This window comes from Alcanivorax sp. HI0044 (assembly GCF_001634945.1).
This window is the reverse complement of the sequence record NZ_LWEZ01000514.1, coordinates 1-1,065: the sequence shown is the minus strand read 5'-3', so window position 1 is coordinate 1,065 and position 1,065 is coordinate 1. Positions and strand designations below refer to the sequence as shown.

The 1,065-nt window shown below is 59.5% G+C and carries 3 protein-coding genes; all 3 read right to left on the bottom strand.

Annotated features, from left to right (window positions below):
- Window positions 1-334: FAD-binding protein (locus tag A3730_RS06105; RefSeq protein ID WP_156500967.1), on the bottom strand; the 334-nt coding region annotated here is incomplete at its 3' end.
- On the bottom strand, window positions 331-804 hold the full coding sequence (locus tag A3730_RS06100) for a low molecular weight protein-tyrosine-phosphatase (protein WP_063520757.1): 474 nt from the start codon (window positions 802-804) through the stop codon (window positions 331-333). The genes A3730_RS06100 and A3730_RS06105, both read right to left, overlap by 4 nt.
- On the bottom strand, window positions 804-1,065 hold a 262-nt coding region (locus tag A3730_RS31165), incomplete at its 5' end, for a cytidylyltransferase domain-containing protein (protein WP_369819045.1). The genes A3730_RS31165 and A3730_RS06100, both read right to left, overlap by 1 nt.

Sequence of the window (1,065 nt, the reverse complement as noted above, 5' to 3'; positions counted from 1 at the left end):
CAACGGTCCAGGCCACCAGATCATCCCAGTGCACGCCAGCACCGGCGGCGACCCAAACATGGGTGTCGTCTTCTTTCACCTGCGCCATGCCATCAATAGCCAGGCTCAGTGTCAGCCCCGGCAGATCAGAACGAATTACCAGGTTGCTGCCTTCACCAATCACGAAAAGTGGCTCTGCAGGATTACGTTCCGCCAGCACCTGTGACAATGCATCCAGTGTGTTCGGCCGTGCCAGGCGATGGGCTCGCGCCGGCAACCGCAAGGTATTCAGCGACATCAGATCCGCATCGCAAATCTGCTCAACCGAACCGGTCGGTGGCGCCGTCTGGCTCACAGTTGCTCCCGCACACGGCTCAACAATCCTTCAGCGCCATCTTCAATCAGGTCCAGCACGGTATCGAATCCGTCTTCACCGCCATAGTAAGGGTCGGGCACTTCCCGCACCGAAGTGTGCTGTGCATAGTCCAGAAAACGGGCAAGAGTGCCCTGAAACGATGCGGGTCGCATGGCCTTCAGATCCGCCAGATTGGCATCATCCATGGCCAACACCCAATCATAGTCCGCAAAATCCGCCGGGCTGACTTGCCTCGCGCGCAGGTCAGCCATGGAATAGCCCCGTCGCAACGCGGCCTCCTGGGTACGAGGGTCCGGCGCCTTGCCGATATGCCAATCGCCGGTTCCAACGCTATCAATACGAATACGATCTTCCAGGCCGGCTGCCTTCACGCGTTCACGAAAGACCACTTCAGCGGTGGGTGAACGACAGATGTTGCCAAGGCAAACGAACAATACTGATACGCTCATTACCGGCCTCCCAACTCTGACCGCAGACGCTCAAGATCCGCCTGGGTATCGACCCCACCGGGCACAGCCTCGCAGGCAGGTTCAATGTGGATAGCCACGCCATTGGCCATGGCCCGCAGCTGCTCCAGAGATTCCAGCTGCTCCAGGGTCGCGGGCGGCCATTGCACATACCGGTGCAAGAACGCTACCCGGTACGCGTAGATGCCGATATGACGCCACCACTGCCCTGCGGACATGTCCTGCTTACCATCGGCAAAGGCA